General features: G+C 59.8%; 11 protein-coding genes. 3 read left to right on the forward strand and 8 right to left on the reverse strand.

Annotation, left to right across the window (positions count from 1 at the left end; genetic code table 11):
* Nucleotides 1-84: 84 nt before the first annotated feature.
* Entirely contained in the window at nt 85-909 is an 825-nt protein-coding gene (locus ACIQJ2_RS12710) for a methyltransferase domain-containing protein (RefSeq protein WP_400669084.1), read from the reverse strand.
* Nucleotides 910-1,055: 146 nt separating this feature from the next.
* Here ACIQJ2_RS12710 and ACIQJ2_RS12715 point away from each other — a divergent pair, with 146 nt between their 5' ends.
* Nucleotides 1,056-1,781, forward strand: a complete 726-nt coding sequence (locus ACIQJ2_RS12715) for a DUF2270 domain-containing protein (protein WP_400669087.1) — start codon at nt 1,056-1,058, stop codon at nt 1,779-1,781.
* Nucleotides 1,782-1,931: 150 nt separating this feature from the next.
* Here ACIQJ2_RS12715 and ACIQJ2_RS12720 read toward each other — a convergent pair whose 3' ends face one another.
* The 4 genes from ACIQJ2_RS12720 to ACIQJ2_RS12735 all read right to left on the reverse strand — a co-directional run bounded on the left by ACIQJ2_RS12720 (nt 1,932) and on the right by ACIQJ2_RS12735 (nt 4,921).
* Entirely contained in the window at nt 1,932-2,198 is a 267-nt protein-coding gene (locus ACIQJ2_RS12720) for an aspartate-semialdehyde dehydrogenase (RefSeq protein ID WP_113345563.1), read from the reverse strand.
* A 182-nt stretch (nt 2,199-2,380) separates the two neighbouring features.
* On the reverse strand, nt 2,381-3,211 hold the full coding sequence (locus ACIQJ2_RS12725; protein WP_400669090.1) for an ABC transporter permease: 831 nt from the start codon (nt 3,209-3,211) through the stop codon (nt 2,381-2,383).
* Nucleotides 3,208-4,020, reverse strand: coding sequence for an ABC transporter permease (locus ACIQJ2_RS12730; protein ID WP_199150595.1), 813 nt, complete (start codon nt 4,018-4,020; stop codon nt 3,208-3,210). Before ACIQJ2_RS12730 ends, ACIQJ2_RS12725 begins: the two co-directional genes overlap by 4 nt.
* Before the next feature lie 118 nt (nt 4,021-4,138).
* Nucleotides 4,139-4,921, reverse strand: a complete 783-nt coding sequence (locus ACIQJ2_RS12735; RefSeq protein WP_199150596.1) for a lysine/arginine/ornithine ABC transporter substrate-binding protein — start codon at nt 4,919-4,921, stop codon at nt 4,139-4,141.
* A 369-nt stretch (nt 4,922-5,290) separates the two neighbouring features.
* On the opposite strand from ACIQJ2_RS12735, the gene ACIQJ2_RS12740 reads away from it, so the two are divergent.
* Nucleotides 5,291-7,792 carry an OmpA family protein gene (locus ACIQJ2_RS12740; RefSeq protein ID WP_400669093.1) on the forward strand — a complete coding sequence of 834 codons (2,502 nt, stop codon included), beginning with the start codon at nt 5,291-5,293 and terminating at the stop codon, nt 7,790-7,792.
* Nucleotides 7,793-7,839: 47 nt separating this feature from the next.
* On the opposite strand, the gene mobB is transcribed toward ACIQJ2_RS12740, so the two are convergent.
* From mobB to ACIQJ2_RS12755, 3 genes are read right to left on the reverse strand one after another with little or no spacing between them, the layout of a single operon-like run.
* The gene (gene mobB / locus ACIQJ2_RS12745; protein ID WP_400669095.1) at nt 7,840-8,370 is read right to left on the reverse strand and encodes a molybdopterin-guanine dinucleotide biosynthesis protein B; all 531 of its coding nucleotides are present in this window, start codon (nt 8,368-8,370) and stop codon (nt 7,840-7,842) included.
* Nucleotides 8,367-9,017, reverse strand: coding sequence for a molybdenum cofactor guanylyltransferase MobA (mobA, locus tag ACIQJ2_RS12750; protein WP_400669097.1), 651 nt, complete (start codon nt 9,015-9,017; stop codon nt 8,367-8,369). Before mobA ends, mobB begins: the two co-directional genes overlap by 4 nt.
* A 10-nt stretch (nt 9,018-9,027) precedes the next feature.
* Nucleotides 9,028-9,939: a DMT family transporter gene (locus ACIQJ2_RS12755; protein WP_400669099.1), complete on the reverse strand. Its 912-nt coding sequence runs from the start codon at nt 9,937-9,939 to the stop codon at nt 9,028-9,030.
* Nucleotides 9,940-10,274: 335 nt separating this feature from the next.
* Here ACIQJ2_RS12755 and ACIQJ2_RS12760 point away from each other — a divergent pair, with 335 nt between their 5' ends.
* Nucleotides 10,275-12,824, forward strand: coding sequence for a methyl-accepting chemotaxis protein (locus ACIQJ2_RS12760; RefSeq protein ID WP_400669101.1), 2,550 nt, complete (start codon nt 10,275-10,277; stop codon nt 12,822-12,824).
* Nucleotides 12,825-12,869: the final 45 nt, after the last annotated feature.

Below are 12,869 nucleotides of genomic sequence, written 5' to 3' on the forward strand. Positions count from 1 at the left end.
TGGCTAAGTATCAGCTCGCCGGTCGTCGCGCAAGGAATAGTTATCCTTTTGGGTAACTATTCCTGGTGTCTGGCTTTCATAACCTTAGTCCGCCAGGCGGCGTGCGATCACCAGATGCCCGGGCGTCGGCTGGCCGTCTTGCATTCTGACGTTGATGTCGGTGATCTCGATCAGTTCGAAGCCGGTTTCCTTCAACCGTTCGCGGACATAACCGTCTGCGTGGGCGAAACGTTGATGCGGACCGACCATGTAGGGACGGCCGGCCATGGTCGCATCCGGCAGTGTCTCGGAGGAAAAGATGAAAAGGCCGCCAGGCGCCATGTTTTCGGCGGTGCCGAAGAACAGGGGCTCCAGCGCTCCGAGATACGGGAGCACGTCGGTGGCGGTGATGAGATCGAAAGGCTCTTCGTCATTGTCGTCGAGGAAGTCCTCGACCTCCGCCACGAAGAGTGTCTCGTAGACGTCCTTCTCATGGGCAACCTCGACCATGTTTTCGGAGATGTCGATGCCGGTGATGTCATCAACGACGTCGCGCAGCGTGCTTCCGGTCAAGCCCGTGCCGCAGCCGAGGTCGAGCATACGCTTGAACGGACCGAGACCGAGGGCCTGCAGGCGTTGCCGGACGAGCATGGGAACATGATAGCCCAGCTGTTCGACGAGGACGTCCTCGAAAACTTCGGCGTGCTGATCGAACAGCGTCTCAACATAGGCGTCTGGTGCCTTGACCGGCGTTTCGCCGCGTCCCATTGAAGCTATGCGCACGGCAGCGCCGCCGTGATCTTCCGGATCCAGCGCCAGGACCTCTTCATAGGCCCGTACGGCTGCATCGATATTGCCAGCCTTCTCCAGCTCAAGGGCACGGTTGTAGGCTTCCGCCAGCGCATCTTCGTCGATCTTTTTCTTTGCCATGGTTCAGCAGCCCTTCTGTTTGTTCTGCAGGCATTAAAATGCCTGATCTGCTTTTGCAATGCTTGCAAGGGAGGCGCAGAATATCACGGTCGACGACGGAGAGTTGGGGGACGCGATCCGGACAAAAAAATACGGGAGGAATGACAATGGATACCGAGTTGACCGTAACGAGCCCGACAGGCGATGCGACAGGACGCAAGGCTCCCTCATTGCCGGCGACATCGGCCGAGATCACCAATACATTGACCCATTATTATCGGGGCGAACTCGCGAGGATGACCAGCTGGCGCGATCGCATCGACCGGACATCGAACTGGGCGATCACGGTGGCTGCGGCTCTGCTCTCCGTATCCCTGTCGACGCCTTCGTCGCATCATGGCGTGCTGCTGTTCGGTATGATGCTGATCACGCTGCTGCTGATGATTGAAGCGCGGCGATATCGGTTCTTCGATGTTTACCGGTCGCGGGTGCGCCAGCTCGAGCGGCACTACTTCGCACAGATCCTGTCGCCGCAATCGGAGCTCAATCTCGATTGGGCGCTGCCGATTGCGACCAGCCTGCGCTCTCCGCGCCTGCTGCTCAGCCATGCTGAAGCGGTGCAGCGGCGCTTGCGGCGCAATTATTGCTGGATGTATGCGATCCTGCTGCTGGCATGGGTACTGAAGATTTCAACGCCGAAACTGCAGACCGCCGATGTGCCGCAGGAGTTGGCGCATTCCTGGAGCTATATCGCTGACAATGCATCTCTTGGGCCGCTGCCCGGTCTGGCTGTCATCGTGCTCGTCGCGATCTTCTATGCCGTGGTTCTCTATGGCACCTTCCATCGTGGGACTGATGACGGGGACTTCGTGCATGGCGAAGCGCATGTCTGATCGAGCGACGTCGAGCCGCCGATAAATTTAGCGCAACCAACCCGACCGGCTTTGACACGCCGCGATCTTCCAGATTCGCTTCCTGCGCTTGGCTCTTTGCCTCTGCGCGTGTCGTCGCCGCAAAACCGTGCATGCCGTGCGCGACGTGTTCTAGTGAAGGATGAATTCGCCTTTCACTGCACGCCACTCGCTGGCCGATATCAGCTTGCGATGAACGTAGCGCACCGAATGCAGCGGTCCGTCGAGCGTCTCCTGCCAGAACTTCAGGAAGCCGCGCATTTCCGGGAAGTTCGGGGCGAGGTCGTAATCCTGCCAGATATAGGTTTGGAGAAACTGCGGATGATCGGGCAGGCGGTACAAGATCTGTGCGGTCGTCAACCCATAGCCTTGCAACTGCTTTTGCATGTCGTCGTGCATGAGCTTTCTCTTTCAGTTCCATTCTTGTTCGTGACTCATGGTCACTAAGATATGGAAACAGCTGAAGGTAAACTCAAGCTTTACAAAAGTGTCATATAAGGATTTTTATTGCAAATCAAAGTGTTAGCAGCGCGTTGTTGCGAGTGCTGCCAACAAGGGCGGCTTGCGCCGCCCTTGTTGGATCAACGCTTCAAGTGGCGCGTCAGCCGGCCTTCCATGAAGGCCCAGCCGTTTCTCATCAACTCGACGATCACCAGATAGAAGATCGCCGCCCACAGATAGATCTGGTAGTCGTATGTGCGGGAGAACGCGTAGCGGGTTTCGCCCATCAGGTCGTAGACCGTGATGATGGAAACCGTCGCTGAACTCTTGATCAGAAGAATGATCTCGTTGCCGTAGGGGCGCAGCGCCACGATGAGGGCCTGCGGGATGATGATCTTGCGCAAGGCGACCCATGTGTGAATGCCGAGTGCATTGGCGGCTTCTCTCTGACCTTTCGGCACGCTCTGGATTGCGGCGCGGACGATCTCCGTCTGATAGGCGGCGGTGTTCAGCGTCATGGCAAAAACGCCGCAATAGAACGGATCCTTGAAGAACCACCACATGCCGATGTCTTCGAAGAACCAGCGGAAGCTCGGGAAGCCGTAATACACCATGAAAATCTGTGCCAGCAGCGGCGTGCCCCGGAACAGGTAGACATAGCAGTAGGTCAGCGTGCTCAGGATCTTGTTGTTCGACATGCGCGCGACGGCGAGCGGCATCGACAGGATTGCGCCGAGCACAAAGGATATGGCGACGAGCTTGATGGTGATCCCAAGACCGTTGAGCAGCCTCGGTCCGAAGGTTTCGAGCTTTTCGACATCCCAACCGAAAACGATCATCGCGATCAGTGCGACGCCGAGAATGGCCCAGAGGGTCAGGAAGAAGTAGCCGGTTACACGGGCTTTGGACAACTTCTTCGCCGTTTGGGGCGGCGCGGGCTGCGCCGCGATCAGAACTTCGGCATGGCTCATCGATGAACCTCCGCTTGCTTGGCCCATCGGTCGAGGTAGTACAGGCCTATCGAGGAAATGACAGCCAGCGTCAGATAGAACAGGCAGGCGATCGAATAGAAGGTGAAGGGTGCCTTGGTGGCGCGCACGGCGATCCCGGTCTGCCGGATGATATCCGCAAGGCCGATGATCGATACGTAGGATGTGTCCTTCAGCAGGTTCATCCAGAGATTTCCGAGATTTGGCAGCGAGATGCGCACGAGCTGCGGTACGATGATCAGCCGCATTGTCCGCGCTCGATGGAAGCCGAGGGCGTCGCCGGCCTCATACTGGCCTTTCGGTATGGCCTTGAAGGCAGATACAAGCACTTCCGAACAATAGGCCGAAAACACGATTGCGAGTGCGACCATGCCGGCGGCAAAGGCATTGATCTCGATCGGACCATCATAGCCGAATTTGGCGAGGAAAGATTGCAGCAGGATCTGCAGGCCGTAGTAGATGATGAAGAGCGTCAAAAGCTCGGGCAGGCCGCGGAAAATCGTTGTGAAGACTCCCGCAGCAAGTCGTAAGGACTTTTCTTCCGATTGCTGCGCGAGCGCTACGAAGAAGCCTATGACGATCCCAAGCGGCAGTGTGGCGAGAGAGACCGCAATGGTAATTTTCAGGCCGCCGGCCAGTTCGTCGCCCCAGCCGGCATCGCCGCAGGCAAGTAGCGTGTGCGGGCTGAACATGCTGTAAATGGTGAACAGACCAGCCGGACCACACAACGGGTCGAATATCGTACTCAACCAGGTCCACAACGAACCTACGGCGGAAAACAATCCGCTCATGCTATATTTCCCCTGGCGGCTTTTGCCGCGTTTCTGCTTGTATTGTTCTCGTTGTCAAACAAAAACGGCGGAAGAGCAAGCTTCCGCCGTCGTCTTTTCCCAAGGAATCGACAGGCGATCAGCCGCCGTAAACGTCGAAATCGAAGTACTTGTCCTGAATCTTCTTGTAGGTGCCGTCAGCGCGGATCGCGGCGATTGCGGCGTTCAGCTTGTCCTTGAGGGCCGTGTCGCCCTTGCGGATGGCAATGCCGGCGCCAACGCCGTTGATGACCGGGTCGGTCTTCAGCGTGCCGAGCATCTTGCAGCAAGAACCGGCATCCGACTTGACCCACTGCGACAGCACCACGACGTCGTCGATGGCGGCATCGATACGGCCGTTGCCAAGGTCGAGCTTGTATTCGTCAGCCGACGGATAGAGCTTCAGTTCGGCGTCCTTCAGGTGGACCGAAGCATAGTTGGCGTGAGTCGTGGAAGACTGGGCGCCAATGGACTTGCCCTTCAGGGCTTCGTCGGTTGCTTCCTTGATGGTGGAATCCTTCGAAACGGCGATTGCCGGCGGCGTATTGTAGACCTTGTTGGTGAAGTCGACGATCTTTTCGCGTTCCGGCGTGATCGACATGGACGAGATGACGGCGTCGAACTTCTTGGCCTGCAGGGCTGGGATGATGCCATCGAAGTCCTGGTTCACAAAGCTGCACTTGACCTTCATCTGATCGCAAAGAGCATTCGCTATATCAATGTCGAAGCCGACGAATTTGCCGCCTGCTTCCAGCGATTCGAAGGGCGGGTAGGTCGCATCGGTGCCGAACACGATCGTGTCGCCGTCAGCCAGCGCGGCGCCGGCAAGGAGCGACATCGCAGCGAAGGACGCAGCGGCAAAGAGACGAGTGGAAATGCGCATAATGATCCTCTCTGTTGGTGGCCGGCAGCCCATTATTATGTCTTGGCAGACGGCTCGAGTGGAGCGGGTCTGTGACCCGCCTTGGCGCGATATTCGTACTTTTTTTTCGGAAATTGCAACTGGAATTACGAAGGATCTCGTTGTCATCCGCTCCCACCGCGAAGAGACCGCGCTGCCGGCAAATCTGAACGGAAGCCGTCCAATACGTTCAGCCAGGGTTAATGGCTGCAACCTAATAGTTTGGGAACATATAGCGGCTTGCCGCGATTCAGCCTTACGAGAACCGGAAAATGGCCCGGATCGTGAGGCATCGCCTTGCCGGCTGAGATTCGCAATTCGGCAGACAAAGATTACAAGAGGAGACCCCATATGGGTAAGCGATCCAGACTATTTGCCAGCGCCGCATTTCCGCTGCTTTCATTTTCGCTCGTATTCGAGCCGGCGGTGGCTGCGGCGCTGCGTGAGCAGCCCATCGCACCGCTGAACAATGGCATCGTCGGAACGGCGAGTGCCACTGCAAGTTTCGAAGTGGCTCAGCAGGAGGCGCCAGCCGCCCAGCCGGAAGAAGAGCAACTCAAGCACAAGAAGCCGGCTGAGGGTGAGCAAGGCGAGCCGCAGGGGCAGAAGCACGAGGGCCAGAAGCCCGAAGGCGGCGCTGAACCTCAGCGTCAGATGAAGCAGGCCGAACCGGAAGCCGAGCCGAAGCCGCAGAAGCAGCCGCAACCGGAAGCTCAGCCGCCAAAGGCCGAGCACCAGCAGCAGCCTGCAGAACAGGAGCAGCCGAAGCCGCAAAAGCAGCCGGCCGCAGAAGCTCCGCCCGAACCGAAGAAGCAGCGTCAGCAGCCGGCGGAAGAGCCGCAAGCTCAGCCTGAAGCCCAACCTCAAGCCAAGCCGCAGCCCAAGGCCGTCGCGCCTGAAGCAGAACCCGAAGCGCCGCAGCCCAAGCACAAGGGCAAGCAGCCGGAGGCAAAACAGCCTGTCGAGGCTCCGCAGCCAAAGGTAGAGCAGCAGCCTGCCGAAGAAGCGCAGCCGGAGGCAAAGCCTCGGCCCAAGGCGAAGCCTGAACCGAAGGCGCAGCAGCCTGCTCCGGCGCAGAAGGAAGCTCCCGCCACCGCCGAGCCCCAGACCCAGCAGGAGCCGGCCAAGCAGGCTCAACCCGACCAGAACGCTCATCCGAAGAAGCAGGGCCAGGGCCAGCCCGAGGCACCGGCGCAGCAGCCGGCAGAACAGCCGCAGACGCCGACCGTCCAGCCGCCCAAGGGCGAGAAGACGCCGCCAGCCAAGCAGGAGCAGCCCGCGGCAGAGCCGGGAACACAGGTAGCGCCCGGTGCCGAGCAGGGACAGAAGCCTGCCGACAAGACGCATGGCAAACAGCCGCAGGGCGAGCAGCCCGCCGCCAATCCGCAGCAGCCGGCAACAAAGGGCGAGTCGCAGGGACAGCCGGCACAGCCGGGGAATGAGGCAAAGCCGCAGCCAGGCAAGCAGCAGCCTGCCAATGGGGCCGAGACTCCTGCCCAAGGCAACGCAACGCCTCCGGCAGCCAATGGCGGCCAGCAGGCCGGCGAAATCCAGGTGCCTCCGGCCGAACAGGTTTCGCCGCAGGAGCTGGAGCGCCGCAAGAAGATCGCTGAAAATCCAGGCTCCGCAAACGGTCCGGTCATTCTGCCGGTTGAGAACGGCAGCGCCGTGCTCGATAGCCAGAAGGATTCCGTTCGTCGCGGCGAGCATCTGAATGGCGGCCAGAACCCCGGCGGCCAAGGTGGTCGCGGGCAGGGTGGCCAGGGTCAGAACGGGCAAGGTCAGAACGGTCAGGGCCAGAATGGCCAGGCGCAGAACAATCCCGCCCAGCAGCCGCCTCCGGCCTACACGAAGCCGCCGACCTCCGACGCGGACGCGCAGCGCGTCCCTGCCGGTGGCCAGCAGCAACCGCCGGTCAAGATCGAAGCCGTGACCAGCGAGCAGGGTCGCCGCATCGATCGCCGTCCGGATTTCGTCCCGCCGCAGGGCACGACGATCCAGACCGTCATCAATCAGGACAACCGCACGATCGTGAATGTCGACAACACCTATGTTGTTCGCCATGACGATACAGACCGCTTCGTCCGCGGCGGCGAGCGGCCGACCTACGAGCAGCTGCCTCGGGATCGCTATCGCGAAACCATCGACCAGCCGAATGGCGACCGGATCATCACCATTCGCAATCGTTACGGCGACATCGTCCAGCGCTCGCGTATCGATGCGCGCGGCCGCGAATATGTGTTGTTCTACTCTCCGGACCTGGAACAGCGGCCGGATCATGACGACTACTTCCGCGACCCGGGCGACGATCTGCCGCCGATGCGCCTGCTCATTCCTTTGAGCCAGTACATCATCGACACCGCGTCCAACCGCAACACCAACTACTACGACTTCCTGCGGGAGCCGCCGGTAGAGCCGGTCGAGCGCATCTATTCGGTCAACGAAGTGCGTTATTCTGCACGTATCCGTGACAAGATCCGCCGTATCGACCTCGATACGATCACCTTCGCGACAGGCAGCGCCGACATTCCAATGTCGCAGGCCAGCACGTTGCGTGGGGTTGCGGACGGCATCTCGAAGGTCATCCAGCGCGATCCGACCGAGACCTTCCTCATCGAAGGCCACACGGACGCCGTTGGTTCGGCACAGAGCAACCTGATCCTGTCGGACCGCCGCGCGGAATCGGTCGCCAACGTGCTGACCGACGTCTACGGCATTCCCGCCGAAAACCTGGTAACCCAGGGCTATGGCGAGCAGTACCTCAAGGTGAATACGCTCGGACCGTCGCAGGAAAACCGCCGCGTCACCATCCGGCGCATCACGCCGCTGGTTCGTCCGGTCGCAAAGCGGTAAGCGTTCGCTGACACAGAAATGGAGGCCGCCGGAAAACCGGCGGCCTTTTATTTGGCCGGCTGACCGAGATGGATGGTCGCCGCAATGAAATCGGCGATGGCGATGGTGTCGTTGAGATCGAAGACCGCAAGCGCGCCGGCATCTTCGACCTGATGATCGGCGGCAATGGCTGCGATATACGGATCCTGAGGGGCCAGCGGTTCTGTTTTGGCTGCTGCAAGGCGACGGGCTTCGATCTTCGGGATCGGTTCGTGCTTGTAACCCTCGATCAGCACCAGGTCACAAGGGGCCAGGCGGGCCAATATCTCTTCGAAGCTCGGTTCCGGTGCCCCGCGCAACTCATGCATGATGGCGTAACGCGTTCCAGAGACGATGGTGACTTCGTGCGCTCCAGCCTCGCGATGGCGAAAACTGTCGGCGCCGACCTTGTCGATATCGAAATCATGATGCGCATGCTTGATCGTCGAGATCCGGTAGCCGCGCCGCGTGAATTCCGTGACGAGACGCACAGCGAGCCCGGTTTTGCCGGAGTTCTTCCAGCCGGCAATGCCGAAGATCTTCGGTCGAGGTATCGTCATGCCATGTTTTCCAATGCTGCGCGCCATTGCTCTGCCTCGACGAGATCGTCCGGGGTGTTCACGTTGAAAAAGGGGTCGAGGGGGCCGATCGAGGTTTGGATGGCTGGAAATTCAACCCGCCGGACCGTATGGCGGGCGAGAAAATCCCTGACCCGCCGTTTCGGGTCGTTGACGATCCATGTTTCGAGATCGTCGGTGACGGAAACTGGCCACAGACCGAAGACAGGGTGGTCGTGCCCTGAGGATACCGGGATAGCAGCTTCATCTCTGCCCCGGATGGCTTCGGCCAGCCGTGCGAAAAGATCGCCGGGAAAAAAGGGGCTGTCTATCGGCACCGTTGCAACATGCGAGGCGTCCGGATAGCGTATGGCTGTATCTTTGAGCGCTGCGAGCATGCCGGCAAGAGGGCCGAGTTTACCCGGTAGCGTGTCAGGAATTAGCCTCAACCCCATGGCGTCAGGCCAATCGTCATCGGCATTCAACGCCACCGGATTTTTCTGCGTTCGCCCGATGCGCGCCAGGATACCAGCAAGAAGGGTTTGATTGCCGAGTATCGCAAAGGCTTTGTTCGTCCCCATGCGGCTTGAGCGTCCACCTGCGAGAAGAACAATTGGAATATCGGCGGCATTGACGACGAAGCCGGGCATGACAGTGACCTCAGGCAGGAACGCGCGCTTCTGTTTCCTGCGCAATGCGCTCGGCTGCGCGCCGTTTGTTCTCCCGGTAAAATGTATAGATGCCGGAAGCGATGACAATTGCAGCACCGATCATAGACCATCCGTCGGGCATTTCGCCGAAAGCGACGAGGCCGAGCAAGCTGGACCAGATGAGACTTAGATAGCGGAACGGCGCGACAAAGGAAATTTCTCCCGTGCGCATGGCCTGGATAACGGACTGGTAGCCGATCAGCACCAGAACGGAAGCCAGCATGATCTGCAGCAGCGATACCATGCTCACGGGCTGCCAGCCACCAAAGGGGACGATGCAGAATGCCCCGAATATGGTGATCGACATGGCCGTGCACATGGTCACCATCAATGACGGTATGTCGCTGCTGATGCAGCGCGTCGCCAGATCGCGCGCGGCGGTCGCAAACATGCAGGCCGTGACCAACAGCGCCGCCAGAGTGAAACCGTCCGGGCCAGGACGAATGATGATCAACACGCCGGCAAAGCCGACAAGGATAGCGGTCCAACGTCGCCACCCCACGGGCTCCTTCAGGAATATCATGGCCCCGAGCGTTACAGCCAGGGGAACAGCCTGCTGGATGGCTGAGGCATTGGCGATCGGCATCATCCCCAAAGCTGTAATATAGGTTGCGGCAGCGATCGCCTCGCAGGCGATGCGCAATGCGATCATGGGTTGCAGGATGACCCTCCAGGATCGCAGCGCACCCATCTTGCGGGCAAGCAGGTAGACGAAGAGCGTGGTGAAGATGCCGCGGATGAAGATGATCTGGCCTGCATTCATGCTGGCGATGACCGTCTTGGACAGCGCATCGCTACAGGAAAATCCTGCCATGGCCGCAGCCATGAAAAGCGCGCCCCGCATGTTCTTGGTCAATTGCATTGATACAGACGATTCCCCGGATATGTCCGTCTGGATTAGCGCCGTTTTCCGCAAAATGGAATCGCAAGCCGTCTTGCCGCGCGCCAATTCGATTGTGCGATGCAGCAGAGTTGTTGCAAATCGAATGATTTTTCGCGTAATGGATGTAAAATGATCGTCAGGTTGTAGAATCTTTGTCGCCCCAACCGGTTTTGCCGCCGCGATTAATTCTTATTCAATCTTATTTCTTGAGGCTCGCTGCGGTTTTGCATGAGGCAGAAGCATCTACGGCAGCGCAGCAGGAATGACAGTCCGGCCGACTCCGAAGACTTAATAGATCCATTTTGGGGCGCCGCATGTTTTTCATTGATCGTCTTTTGCAAAGCCGCCGGATTGTGACCAAGGTTCTGATCTTCGTGGTCCCCCTGGTGGTTCTTATCGCCGGTGTCGGTCTCGTCGGCTATCATACTGCCAATATTCTCAACGGTCACATGACCGTGACGCGTGCAACCATAGAAAATATTAGTGATTTCGAAAATCTTCAGGCCGCTCTCCTTGAGTTTACCGCCGCGCCGTCCGACGACACGCGCCAGGCGCTGAGTGGCAAGATCGATGCGCAGGAACAGGGCGTGCATCGGCTAAGCGGGCTCCTGAGCGACGATCAGCGCGCCAAGATCGTGCCGGTCAGCGAGCTTGCCGCCAAGATGCGTTCTCAGCAGGCAACTCTCTGGTCCATCCGGCAAAAGCAGGACGCCGATGTCGAGGCCATCCGCAAGGGCGTGCAGAACATCGAGGCTGCCGGCAAGGCGGCAGGCAAGCAGATCGATATCATCCGCAAGGACTTCAACGACAAGGAAACCTTTGCAAAGGAGCTGCTCTATGATGCCGCGGCCTATAAGGGGTTGTCGGAGAAGATGAGCAATCTGCGCATCCAGGTGCAGATGGCGGCCGATTCCACCGAGGAGATTTCCGATGCCCGCACCTATGCCGACGCCATCCTGAAGCAGGTCGCCGTGTCGAAGGCTTTGGTGTCCAAGCGTGGCGCAGGTCTGGTGAACAATGCCTCGGAAGCCGCCGACAAGCTCGATGCCGTGCTGAAGGGGTCTGGCACCCCGGACCAGAAGGTCGAGGCCATGGGGCCGATCCTGCAGAGCTTCGTCAAAATCGAAGCCGACATGACGCTGCAATCGGCGAAGAACAGCGATACCGCTGCGGATCGCTTCGTCAGCCTGGACAAGATCATCGACGGTCAGAAGGAACTTCTCGATCGTGTCGACGAGGCGCTCGGCATCGTCGATCGTCTGACCCTGCATGCCTCGCGCATGGAAAACGTTCGCGACGCAACATCACGCGAGCCGGTCATGGCCGATCTCAAGGATCTGCAAACTGTGGCGGCTAAGATCTCCTCTCTCGGCCAGACCAATGCGACGATGCGCGATTTCGCCGCTCATGTGCAGCCGCTGATCGACAGCCTTACCAATGGCTCGGCCGATCTGCTGCAGACGTCGGCCGACTGGAAGACGACGCGCGTTCAGTCCAACAATCTGCTGGCCGATGCCATGACGTCGTTGCGTGGCTTCGTCGCCCAGGCACAGGAACTCGGCAAGGAAGACAGCGAGCGCTCCGCCAATGTCTCCGTGATCGCCATGATCCTCGGCACGCTGCTTGCCATCGTCGGCGGCCTGATGCTGGTAGAAACGCTGCGTGCACCACTGAAGCGCGTCACCGAGATCATGACGCGGCTTGCCAGCGGCGATCTGGAAGTGGCGATCGACGGGCGCAACCGCGGTGACGAGATCGGCGATATGGTCCGCTCCGTCAGCGTCTTCCGCGACGCCGCCCTAGAAAACGTGCGGCTGGAACGGGAGGCGGAAAGCGCCCGCGCACTGTCGGCGGAAGAGGCTTCGCGCCGGGCCGCCGAGCGCGCTCGCATCGAGGCAGAACAGAAGCAGGCCCTGAACGCGCTTGCCGACGTTCTCGCCAAGCTTGCCGACGGCAATCTGGAAGAAAGCATGCGTGAAGATCTGTCGGCGGATTTCGTCGAGATGGCCTTCACCTACAACCATGCCATCGAGGCCCTACGCGAGACGCTGACCGACGTTCGCTACACCGCGGAGGAGATCAAGGGCGGCACCGGCAATCTTGCCATGTCGGCCGACGACCTGGCGCGGCGCACCGAGCAGCAGGCGGCCGCGCTCGAGGAAAGCTCGCGGGCGCTGCATCGTCTCAGCGACGTGGTTCGCTCGACCGCCGATCGCGCACGTCAGACGGCAACCTCGGTCAACGAGACGCAGGCCTATGCCACGCAGTCCGGCGAGGTCGTCGCCAAGGCTGTCGGCGCCATGAGCGAGATCAACCGTTCTTCCGAGAAGATCGCCACGATCATCGGCGTCATCGACGAGATCGCCTTCCAGACCAATCTTCTGGCGCTCAATGCTGGCGTCGAGGCAGCCCGTGCGGGCGAGGCGGGCCGTGGCTTTGCAGTGGTCGCGCAAGAGGTGCGTGAGCTGGCGCAGCGCTGCGCCAATGCGGCGAAGGAGATCAAGGGCCTTATTTCCGCAAGCTCGTCGCAGGTGCAGAATGGCGTTCGTCTGGTGGAGCAGACCGGATCGGCTCTTACCGAGATCATCAGCCACGTCACCGGTGTTCAGAGGCTGGTTGCCGACATTTCTTCGGCCACGACCGAGCAATCGACCGGCATTGAGGAAGTGACCCGCGCCGTCGCCGAAGTCGAGCTGATCACACAGCGGAATGCGGCCATGGTTGAGGAAAACAATGCGGAGATCCATGGCCTGCGCCAGCGCGTCGACATGCTCTCCGAGAAGATCGATCGCTTCCGGACGGGTGAAGGCGATATGGGCTATGAAGACCATAGCGCCGCTGAGGCGCGTTATCGCGCGGCTTGACGGGCAAATTGCTGGAAAGACGTAGAGAAAAGCGCCGGATCAATC

The organism is Rhizobium sp. NPDC092011 (assembly GCF_044756305.1).
In the GTDB taxonomy this organism is placed as follows: domain Bacteria; phylum Pseudomonadota; class Alphaproteobacteria; order Rhizobiales; family Rhizobiaceae; genus Rhizobium.

Coding starts and splice junctions, on each gene's coding strand:
- ACIQJ2_RS12760 (WP_400669101.1), top strand. CDS start 10,275: ATGTTTTTCATTGATCGTCTTTTGCAAAGCCGCCGGATTGTGACCAAG.
- ACIQJ2_RS12720 (WP_113345563.1), bottom strand. CDS start 2,198: ATGCACGACGACATGCAAAAGCAGTTGCAAGGCTATGGGTTGACGACC.
- ACIQJ2_RS12755 (WP_400669099.1), bottom strand. CDS start 9,939: ATGCAATTGACCAAGAACATGCGGGGCGCGCTTTTCATGGCTGCGGCC.
- ACIQJ2_RS12725 (WP_400669090.1), bottom strand. CDS start 3,211: ATGAGCCATGCCGAAGTTCTGATCGCGGCGCAGCCCGCGCCGCCCCAA.
- mobB (WP_400669095.1), bottom strand. CDS start 8,370: ATGACGATACCTCGACCGAAGATCTTCGGCATTGCCGGCTGGAAGAAC.
- mobA (WP_400669097.1), bottom strand. CDS start 9,017: ATGCCCGGCTTCGTCGTCAATGCCGCCGATATTCCAATTGTTCTTCTC.
- ACIQJ2_RS12715 (WP_400669087.1), top strand. CDS start 1,056: ATGGATACCGAGTTGACCGTAACGAGCCCGACAGGCGATGCGACAGGA.
- ACIQJ2_RS12740 (WP_400669093.1), top strand. CDS start 5,291: ATGGGTAAGCGATCCAGACTATTTGCCAGCGCCGCATTTCCGCTGCTT.
- ACIQJ2_RS12730 (WP_199150595.1), bottom strand. CDS start 4,020: ATGAGCGGATTGTTTTCCGCCGTAGGTTCGTTGTGGACCTGGTTGAGT.
- ACIQJ2_RS12735 (WP_199150596.1), bottom strand. CDS start 4,921: ATGCGCATTTCCACTCGTCTCTTTGCCGCTGCGTCCTTCGCTGCGATG.
- ACIQJ2_RS12710 (WP_400669084.1), bottom strand. CDS start 909: ATGGCAAAGAAAAAGATCGACGAAGATGCGCTGGCGGAAGCCTACAAC.